Below are 9,461 nucleotides of genomic sequence, written 5' to 3' on the forward strand. Positions count from 1 at the left end.
GGGGATGGAAGCGTTCGGGCCGCTGGCGGAGCGGATCGTGGAGGCGTTGCTGGAGAGCCGGCCCGGGCTGGCCACCTCCGCCGGAGACCACCGGTACGACGACCGGCTGCCCGATCTCTCCGCCGACGCCCTCGCCGCCGACCAGGCGATGCTGAAGGACGCGGCCGACGCGCTCGCGGAGATCGACCCGGACGCGCTCGACCCGGCGGAGAGCGTCGACCACGCGCTGCTCGCCAGCCTCGTCGACCGGGGTCTGTTCGAGGCCACCGAGATCCGCACCCACGAGTGGGATCCGCTGCGCCACAATCCGGGGCCGCTGCTGCACGCCCTGCTGGCCCGTCCCTTCGCCCCGGCCGAGGAGCGCCTGACCAGCCTGGCCGGGCGTCTGTCGGCCGTACCCGATGCGCTGTCGACGGCGCGCGCGACGCTGCGGGACATGCCGCGGGTCCACGCGGAGACGGCGGTCGGGCAGTTCACCGGTACGGCGGCGCTGATCCGCGACGAGGTGCCCGGGCTGCTGGCCGAGGCGCCGGCGTTGCGCGACCGGGTCGGCCCGGCGGCCACCGAGGCGATCGCCGCGCTGGAGGAGTTCGTGGCCTGGCTGCGGCAGGGCCTGGCCGCCGACGCCGGTCCGGGGCGTGACCCGCGGTTGGGCCGGCGGCGGTGGGAGGCGCGGCTGTGGCACACGCTCGACACCGAGCTGAGCGCCGCCGAGGTGCAGCGCCGCGCCTGGGCGAACCTCGACCGGGTCACCGAGGAGATCCGCGCGGCGGCGGTCGAGCTGGTCGGTGGTCCGGCCGACGACGAGACGGTACGCCGGGCGCTGGACCTGCTGGCCGCCGAGCGCCCGGACGACGCCACGATCGTCGACCTCGCCTCGGTCACGCTGGACGAGGCGAGTGACTTCGTCCGCCACCACGACCTGGTCAGCATGGTCAGCGACCCGTGTGTCATCCAGGAGATGCCGGAGTTCGCGCGGGGCGTGGCGGTGGCCTACTGCGACTCGCCGGGGCCGCTGGAGACGGCCGACGTGCCGACGTTCTACTGCATCTCGCCCACCCCGTCGGGCTGGCCGGCGCAGCGGGTCGAGTCGTTCTACCGCGAGTACAACGACCACATGATCCGTAACCTGACCGTGCACGAGGCGATGCCCGGGCACTTCCTCCAACTCGCCCACGCCCGCCGCTACGAGGGCCCGACGCGGGTACGCGCGCTCACCGAGTCGGGCGTGTTCATCGAGGGCTGGGCGGTCTACGCGGAGGAGCTGATGGCCGGGTTCGGCTTCGGCGGGCTGCCGGTGCGGTTGCAGCAGCTCAAGATGCAGCTGCGGATGACCATCAACGCGCTGCTGGACCAGCTCGTGCACTGCGACGACCTGCCCGAGTCCGAGGCGATGGCGCTGATGACCGGGCGCGGCTTCCAGGAGGAGGGCGAGGCGGCCGGCAAGTGGCGGCGGGCGTTGCTCACCTCGACGCAGCTCTCCACGTACTTCGTCGGCTACAGCGAGATGGCCGACATCGCCGCCGCCCGGCCGGACGGGGTGCCGCTGCGGGACTGGCACGACGCCATGCTGGCGCACGACTGCCCGCCGCCGCGCCACCTGCGGACGCTGCTGGGGGTGTGAGGCTCACCGCCGGGCGGCGACCCGGCCTGCGGTCACCGCCGGGCGGCGACCGCGTCGATCAGCCAGCGCGACAGGGAGTACGCGGGCGGCAGCTCGGCGGGCAGCGCGCCGGTCGGGAACCAGCGCGCCTCGGTCAGTTCGGTGCCGTCGACGACCGGTTCGGCGGCCGGGTCGGTGACCTCGGCGGTGAACCCGGCGAGCAGCGTGCCGGGTCCGGACAGCGCCCACGGCTGGCTGTCCACGTACACCGGTCGCCGCAGTGTCAGGCCGACCTCCTCGGCGACCTCGCGGTGCACCGCGGCCTCCAGCGACTCGCCCGCCTCGACGAATCCGGCGACGAGCGCCCACAACTGCGTCGGTCCCTGCGCGTGGCGGACCAGCAGCAGCTCGTCGGGGCCGTCGGCCGGGCCGGGGCGGGTGATCGCGGTCAGCACCGCGACGGACAGCGGCAGGAACACGGTGAGGTCGCAGTCCGGGCAGTGCCGCGCGGTCTCGCCCGGCACGTCGGCCAGTTCGGCCCGGCACGCGCCGCACCACCTGTGGGTACGCCGCCAGGTGACCACGGCCAGCGCCCGCCCGGCCAGGTCGGCGCGGGGTGCGGGCAGCTCGGCGGCGAGGCCCCGCCAGCTGCGCCACCGGCCGGGCAGCGACTCCGGATCGGCCACCTCGGCCGCCCACGCGGGGATGCCGTCGAGCGTGCCGACCGGGGTCCAGGCGAGGTCGCCGGGCAGCGCGCCGACCCGTAGCGGATGCTCGTCCGGGCCGGTCAGCAGCTTCCGGCCGGCCACCGGCAGCGCCAGGTCGTCGGGCCGAGGCGGCCGCCCGTGATCGGCAGCGGGCAGGAATCCGGTGCCCGGCGGGCGAGCGTCAACGGCCCGGGTTCCGGCGCCGGACGAGGAACCGTCGGCGGCCCGACCTGCGGCACCGGCGGCGGAACCGGCGGGCGGGGTCACGACGTGGACGGGCGGCGGTCCACCACGCCGGCGCCGTCCGGCACCGCGAACGCGGCGGCCTCGACGCTCTCGGTGTAGCGGCTCAGCGTCACCTCGGCGGGCTTGCCGTCGAGCGTGCCGGAGAAGCTGGCCAGCACTCCCTCGTTCGTCACGCAGGCGTTGAAGCGCTCCCCGTCGTGGGTGACGTCGACGCAGGTGGCGTGGCGGCCGGCGAGCGTGGTGTCGCTCTGCTCGATGACCGCCTCCGGCGCCAGCGCGGCGTCGGTGAGCAGCCGGATCACCGCGGGCGGCGTGACCAGGCCCTGCTTGCGCGCCTCGTCGTAGACGATCACCGACGGCTTGCCGGCGGTGAGCACGGGCGGGGAGACGGTGCAGGAGGTACGGGCGGCGGTGCTCGCGCACCGGGTCACCGACTCCTGGGTCACCGTGATCTTGCCGCCGGGCCAGGTGTACGTGGACCGCAGCGGCTTCTTGGTCTGCGCGATCGAGGCGGTCCGGCCGCCGTCGAGCTGGTAGTCGGCGGCCCAGGTCTGCTCCAGCGCCCGGTCCATCCGCGCGGCGAGGTCGTTGACCAGGTCGGCGCGACCGAGCGCGACGTTCGCGTCGTCCAGGGCCTGACAGCCGGTGACCGAGAGCGACGCGATGACCGAGGCGGCGAGCACGCGGAGAGTCGTCGAGGCGGCAGGCATGATGCCCAGCCTTGTCGATCGACGCAACGTCTCGCAAACCGGTTGCCGGTTGACGACCGGTAATCCGGGAATGTCCGTCTCAGCAAGCGCCTCGGGGGCCGCCCCGAGCGGGGTGCGGCAGGGCGGGGACCGATACGCTGCGTTCAACACCTGCCTCAGCCGCACCGTCGCGGCCCATACGGACCGGAACCACACAAACGAGGAGCGACTCAGTGGCAACCATCGAGGGAATCGTCGCCCGGGAGATCCTGGACTCGCGGGGCAACCCGACGGTCGAGGTCGAGGTCGGGCTCGACGACGGCACGATCGCCCGCGCCGCGGTGCCGTCCGGCGCCTCCACCGGCGCCTTCGAGGCGGTCGAGCTGCGCGACGGTGACAAGGACCGCTACCTGGGCAAGGGTGTCGAGAAGGCCGTCGCCAACATCGAGGACCGGATCGTCGACCAGCTCATCGGCTACGAGGCCAGCGAGCAGCGGCTGATCGACCAGAAGATGATCGACATCGACGGCTCGGACAACAAGGGCGAGCTGGGCGCGAACGCCATCCTCGGCGTCTCCCTGGCCGTGGCGAAGGCCGCCGCCGGCAGCGCCGAGCTGAGCCTGTTCCGCTACCTGGGCGGCCCGAACGCGCACCTGCTCCCGGTGCCGATGATGAACATCCTCAACGGTGGCGCGCACGCCGACTCGAACGTCGACATCCAGGAGTTCATGATCGCGCCGATCGGCGCGCCGACGTTCCGGGACGCGCTGCGCTCGGGTGCCGAGGTCTACCACGCGCTGAAGTCGGTGCTGAAGAAGAAGGACCTGTCGACCGGCCTGGGTGACGAGGGCGGCTTCGCCCCGAACCTGCCCACCAACGCCGCCGCGCTGGACCTGATCGCCGAGGCGGTGGAGAAGGCCGGCTACCGGCTGGGCACCGACATCGTCTTCGCGCTCGACGTGGCCGCCACCGAGTTCTTCGACAACGGCACCTACACGTTCGAGGGCAGCGCCAAGAGCGCCGAGGAGATGAGCAACTACTACACCAAGCTCGCCGGCGACTACCCGATCGTGTCGATCGAGGACCCGCTGGCCGAGGACGACTGGAGCGGCTGGGCCACCCTCACCGCCGCGCTCGGCGACCGCATCCAGATCGTCGGCGACGACCTGTTCGTGACCAACCCGCAGCGCATCGCCCGGGGCATCGCCGAGCAGGCCGCCAACGCGGTGCTGGTGAAGGTCAACCAGATCGGCTCGCTCACCGAGACGCTCGACGCCGTCGACCTGGCCCACCGGGCCGGCTTCAAGTGCATGATGAGCCACCGCTCCGGCGAGACCGAGGACACCACCATCGCCGACCTGGCCGTCGCCACCGGCTGCGGGCAGATCAAGACCGGCGCACCGGCCCGCTCGGACCGGGTGGCCAAGTACAACCAGCTCCTGCGGATCGAGGAGGAGCTGGCCGACGCGGCGCGGTACGCCGGTGCCGGCGCGTTCCCGCGCTACCGTTCGGCCTGAGCGAGCGCTCCGGGGGAGGGGTGTGACGATGCAGCAGCGCCGCACACCGGGTGGCCAGCGGCCCGCCCGTCGGCCGGGGCAGCCCGGCCGGACGGGCGGTGCCCGGGTCCGGTCCACGGCACGCGACAACGGCGTCCGCGCGGAGGCGCGCGCCGCCGGCCGGTCACCCGGCGCGTCTCGTGCCACCGACGGCGTACGCTCCGCGAGCCGCCCCGCCGCGGCCCGGCGTACCGCCGCCGGTGGCCCGGTCAAGCGGCTCACCGCACCCCAACCCCGGCGCTTCACCGGGCGCGCCACAGTGCTGTTCGCGGTGCTGATCGCGCTCGCCCTGGCGTACACCTATCCGGTCCGGGTCTACCTGGACCAGCAGGCCGACATCGAGCGGATGGAGGCGGCGCAGGCCGCCCAGCGGGCCGAGATCGACCGGCTCACCGCCGAGGCGGCCAAGTGGAAGGACCCGGAGTACGTCGAGACGCAGGCCCGGGAGCGGTTCTTCATGGGCAAGCCGGGCGAGACGCTGCTCGTGGTGCTCTCCGACCCGGAGGGCGCCGCGAAGGACGCCGGCAAGGGCGCGAGGCCGGGGGCGCCGAAGCCACCCGAGCCCTGGTACGACACCCTGTGGGGGAGCGTGCGGGCGGCCAACGCCGAGCGCCCCGACAAGTGAGCTTTGATTCGAGAGGCACTTCCTTGAGCGTCGTACCACCGCAGGAGCCGGCGGCGGACTCCGTACCCCCGCCGGAACGCCAGCCGGCCACCGAGGCCGACCTGGCCGCGGTGGCCGCGCAGCTCGGACGTCCGCCGCGCGGCACGCGCGCGGTGGCCCACCGGTGCCCCTGCGGCCTGCCCGACGTGGTGGAGACGACGCCCCGGCTGGCCGACGGCACGCCGTTCCCGACGCTGTTCTACCTGACCTGCCCTCGTGCCACGGCGGCGTGCAGCCGGCTGGAGTCGGCCGGGCTGATGAAGGAGATGGCCGAGCGGCTCGCCGAGGATCCGGAGCTGGCGGCGCGGTACCGGGCGGCGCACGAGGACTACCTGGCCCGCCGGGAGGCGATCGGCGAGGTGCCGGAGATCGCCGGCATCTCGGCCGGTGGCATGCCGGGGCGGGTGAAGTGCCTGCACGTGCACCTCGGGCACGCGCTCGCGGCCGGGCCGGGGGTCAACCCGTTCGGCGACGAGACGCTGGCGCTGGTGGAGAAGTGGTGGGCGGCCGGGCCCTGCGTGGACGTGCCAGCGGTCCAGTGAGATGAGCGCCGACGAGATCACTGTGCGCCGGGCCCGCACCACCGACGTGCGCGGAATCCGGCGGCTGGTGGACACCTACACCGACGACCGGCGGCTGCTCAGCAAGGCGACTGTGACGCTGTACGAGGACGTGCAGGAGTTCCGCGTCGCGGTGACGTCGGACGGCACTGTGGTCGGCTGCGGCGCGCTGCACGTCATGTGGGAGGACCTGGCCGAGATCCGCACGGTGGCGGTCGACCCGTCCTGCCGGGGCCACCGGATCGGGCACCGGATCGTCGGTGAGCTGATCGACGCGGCGCGGGAGCTGGGCATCGCCCGGATCTTCGTGCTCACGTTCGAGACCGGCTTCTTCGGCTCGTTCGGCTTCCGCGAGATCGACGGCGCACCCGTCCCGCAGCCCGTCTACGAGCAGCTCCTGCGCTCGTACGACGAGGGCGTGGCCGAGTTCCTGGACCTGGAACGCGTCAAGCCCAACACCCTGGGCAACACCCGCATGCTGCTGCGCCTCTGACCGTGCGCGGGCTGCCGTAGGGTGGGCGCCGTGAGTGCGCGTGTGGCCGCCATCGACTGCGGGACCAACTCGATCCGACTGCTGATCGCCGACCTGCCGGAAGCGTCGGCCGGGGAGACGGCGCCGCTGGTGGACGTCAGCCGGCGGATGGAGATCGTCCGGCTGGGGCAGGGCGTGGACCAGACCGGTATGCTCGCCCCGGAGGCGATCGAGCGGACCCGGGTGGCGCTCGCCGACTACGCGGCCGAGATCGAGAAGTCCGGCGTCGAGCGGGTACGCATGTGCGCCACCTCGGCCTCCCGCGACGCCTCCAACGCCGCCGACTTCCGCGCCATGGTCGAGCGCACGCTCGGTGTGCCGCCCGAGGTGGTGACCGGCGACGAGGAGGCACGCCTGTCGTTCACCGGCGCGGTGCGCGGCCTGCCCGCCGACGCCGAACCGCCGTACCTGGTGGTCGACATCGGAGGCGGCTCGACCGAGTTCGTCGTCGGCACCCGCGCCGACGGCGTGCGCGGCGCGATCTCGGTGGACATCGGCTGCGTCCGGATGACCGAACGGCACCTGCACGGTGACCCGCCGACCCCGGCGCAGATCGCCGCCGCCGAGGCCGACATCGCTGCCGCCGTCGACCGTGCGCTCGCCGCCGTGCCCGGCCGCGAGGCCGCCACGCTGGTCGGGCTCGCCGGTTCGGTCACCACAGTGGTCGCCCTGGCCGAAGGGCTCCGGGAGTACGAGCCGAGCCGCATCCACCACGCCCGGGTCTCGTACGAGCAGGTGGCCGAGGTGACCGCCGACCTGCTCGGCAAGAGCAGCGAGCAGCGGCTGGCGTACCCGGTGATGCACCCGGGACGGGCCGACGTGATCGGCGCGGGCGCGCTGGTGCTGCGAGTGATCATGGAGCGGGCCGGGATGCCCTCGGTGGTCGCCTCCGAGCACGACATCCTCGACGGCATCGCCTGGAGCCTCGCCTAGCCCTCCGGCTCTCTCGCCGCCGCCTCCTCAGGCGGTGATCAAGGAGTTTGTGTCCAATCGAGGCGCCTGTGGGGACGCCAACTCCTTGGTCAACGGCGAGGGTCGGCGTCAGTCCGTCGCCAGATCGGGGCGGTGTTCCTTGATCCACTTCTCGACGTCCGACTTCCGCCAGATCTGGCCCATCCTGAGCACCTGATAAGGCGCGGGGAAGTCACGACGCGAGGCAACCACTGACGCGCGGGCACGCGAGACGCCACCGAGCATGTCTCGAATCTCAGCGATACCCACGAACTCGACCACCCCTTGACGGTAGGTAGCTTCGATTGTCCGTCGATCGTTAACAGCGATAGGGGTTGACGATCGCCTACCATGCGAGCACGATCGGGGGATGGCCGCGAGGAACTGTTCTCCCGTACCCGAGCGCGGCCGGCGGGCCGTGCTGCCGCACGTACCCATGCGGCCCCTGTGGTTGTGCCGGGCGTGCGCGGCCCCCTGGCCGTGCCAGCCGGCGCGGTTGTTGCTGCTCCTCGACTACCGGCGTGACCGCGTCGCCCTGTCGATCCACATGGCGGGCTGCCTGTTCGACGCCACCGCCGACCTGCTGCGCACCAACCCGAATCCGGCCGACCTGTTCGAGCGTTTCATCGGGTGGACCGCCCACCTGTAGGTGCTGTGTCGTTGACGGTAGTGCGCAATGCGCACTAGTGTGCTGAGCGTGGATACCACGCAGCTCCTCAAGGGCGTGCTCGACCTGGCGGTGCTCGCCGTGCTCAAGGACGAGGACGGATACGGCTACGACATCCTGCGGCGGCTGCGCGAGGCCGGCCTCACCGAGGTCGGCGACGCCTCGGTCTACGGCACCCTGCGCCGGCTGTTCGCCGCAGGCCTGCTCACCACGTACGTGGTGCCGAGCGAGTCCGGGCCGCACCGCAAGTACTACTCGCTGAACACCGCCGGGCGCGACCAGCTCACCCGCTCCGGCAAGACCTGGCGCTCGTTCGCCACCACCATGGACGCACTGCTCGACGATCGGGGGATGGCGGCATGACCGTCACTGGGCAGGAGATCACGGACTACGTCGACCGGGTACGCGCGGCGCTCGCCGACCTGCCGCCGACGGTCCGCGACGAGCTGACCGAGGACCTGCCGGAACACCTCGCCGAGGTGGCCGCCGAGGGCGAGGGCGCGCTCGTGGACCGGCTGGGCACCCCCGAGGCGTACGCGGCCGAGCTGCGTGCCGCCGCCGGTGCCGGGGAGGGGCGGCGACCGGCGCGCTTCCACCGGCTGGCCGAGGCGCGGGAGCAGGCGGCCACACAGATCCGCCTGCTCGACCGCCAGCTCGGCCCGGTGCTCGGGCACGAGACGGTGAGCGACTTCCTGCGTCCGCTGCGCCCGGCCTGGTGGCTGGTGCGTGGCTGGCTGGCCGCCCTGGTCGTGGCGTGGATGGTGGACGGCCGGTCCGGCCTGGTGCCCCGGCTGGGCGGCAACACCTCCATGGGGCTGTTGCTGCTCATCGGCGCGATCGTCGCGTCCATGTGGTGGGGTCGCCGCTCGGCCGGGATCGCCGGGTGGCGGAGGCAACTGCACCAGATCACCACCGCCGCGCTGCTGTTGTTCTCCTTCGCCGTGCTGGTCCAGGTGGACGAGCGCGCCGACACCGACGTCTACCGCGATTACGAGCAGACGTCGGTGGACCACCGGTACGACCGGATCGAGGACGTCTTCGTCTACGACCAGCAGGGGCGGCTGATCCGCGACGCGCAACTGTTCGACCAGAACGGCGTGCCGATCCGGCTGGGCTGGCCGAACTGTCTCGACTCGTCCGGCGCCGTGCCCGCGCCCCGCAACGCCTACCCGTACTGCCTGGACCGGGCCCCGTTCGGTGCGCCTGCCTCGCCGTCGATCGCCCCGCCGGCACCCGCACCCACAGGCCTGTCTCTTATACACATCTGACGCTGCCGACGAATAGCC

The 9,461-nt window shown here is 72.9% G+C and carries 11 protein-coding genes; 8 read left to right on the plus strand and 3 right to left on the minus strand.

Annotation, left to right across the window (positions count from 1 at the left end):
• Window positions 1-4: 4 nt before the first annotated feature.
• Window positions 5-1,624 carry a DUF885 domain-containing protein gene (locus tag EAD96_RS29255; RefSeq protein ID WP_121686511.1) on the plus strand — a complete coding sequence of 540 codons (1,620 nt, stop codon included), beginning with the start codon at window positions 5-7 and terminating at the stop codon, window positions 1,622-1,624.
• Window positions 1,625-1,656: 32 nt separating this feature from the next.
• Here EAD96_RS29255 and EAD96_RS29260 read toward each other — a convergent pair whose 3' ends face one another.
• Complete coding sequence (locus EAD96_RS29260) at window positions 1,657-2,412, minus strand: NAD(+) diphosphatase (protein WP_233586223.1); 756 nt, start codon at window positions 2,410-2,412, stop codon at window positions 1,657-1,659.
• A gap of 161 nt (window positions 2,413-2,573) precedes the next feature.
• On the minus strand, window positions 2,574-3,266 hold the full coding sequence (locus EAD96_RS29265) for a hypothetical protein (RefSeq protein WP_120571602.1): 693 nt from the start codon (window positions 3,264-3,266) through the stop codon (window positions 2,574-2,576).
• Between the two features lie 212 nt (window positions 3,267-3,478).
• Here EAD96_RS29265 and eno point away from each other — a divergent pair, with 212 nt between their 5' ends.
• The 5 genes from eno to EAD96_RS29290 are packed head-to-tail and all read left to right on the plus strand — an operon-like array spanning window position 3,479 to window position 7,490.
• Complete coding sequence (gene eno / locus EAD96_RS29270) at window positions 3,479-4,762, plus strand: phosphopyruvate hydratase (RefSeq protein WP_013284093.1); 1,284 nt, start codon at window positions 3,479-3,481, stop codon at window positions 4,760-4,762.
• Between the two features lie 28 nt (window positions 4,763-4,790).
• Window positions 4,791-5,426 (plus strand): septum formation initiator family protein, encoded by a 636-nt coding sequence (locus EAD96_RS29275; protein WP_121686517.1) that lies wholly within the window; start codon window positions 4,791-4,793, stop codon window positions 5,424-5,426.
• A gap of 23 nt (window positions 5,427-5,449) precedes the next feature.
• Window positions 5,450-6,007: a DUF501 domain-containing protein gene (locus tag EAD96_RS29280; RefSeq protein WP_121686512.1), complete on the plus strand. Its 558-nt coding sequence runs from the start codon at window positions 5,450-5,452 to the stop codon at window positions 6,005-6,007.
• A 1-nt stretch (window position 6,008) separates the two neighbouring features.
• Window positions 6,009-6,518, plus strand: a complete 510-nt coding sequence (locus EAD96_RS29285) for an amino-acid N-acetyltransferase (RefSeq protein WP_120571601.1) — start codon at window positions 6,009-6,011, stop codon at window positions 6,516-6,518.
• A gap of 42 nt (window positions 6,519-6,560) precedes the next feature.
• A complete protein-coding gene (locus tag EAD96_RS29290) occupies window positions 6,561-7,490 on the plus strand; it encodes a Ppx/GppA phosphatase family protein (protein WP_121686513.1) in 930 nt (309 codons plus the stop codon).
• Window positions 7,491-7,598: 108 nt separating this feature from the next.
• Here EAD96_RS29290 and EAD96_RS29295 read toward each other — a convergent pair whose 3' ends face one another.
• Window positions 7,599-7,778, minus strand: a complete 180-nt coding sequence (locus EAD96_RS29295; protein WP_121686518.1) for a hypothetical protein — start codon at window positions 7,776-7,778, stop codon at window positions 7,599-7,601.
• A 100-nt stretch (window positions 7,779-7,878) separates the two neighbouring features.
• Between EAD96_RS29295 and EAD96_RS29300 the strand changes: the two genes are divergently transcribed.
• Window positions 7,879-8,157, plus strand: coding sequence for a hypothetical protein (locus EAD96_RS29300; protein ID WP_121686514.1), 279 nt, complete (start codon window positions 7,879-7,881; stop codon window positions 8,155-8,157).
• Window positions 8,158-8,205: 48 nt separating this feature from the next.
• Window positions 8,206-8,538, plus strand: coding sequence for a PadR family transcriptional regulator (locus tag EAD96_RS29305; RefSeq protein ID WP_041798804.1), 333 nt, complete (start codon window positions 8,206-8,208; stop codon window positions 8,536-8,538).
• Window positions 8,539-9,461: the final 923 nt, after the last annotated feature.

Origin of the sequence: Micromonospora sp. BL1, from assembly GCF_003667485.1 — a bacterium.
Taxonomy (GTDB): Bacteria; Actinomycetota; Actinomycetes; order Mycobacteriales; family Micromonosporaceae; genus Micromonospora; species Micromonospora tulbaghiae.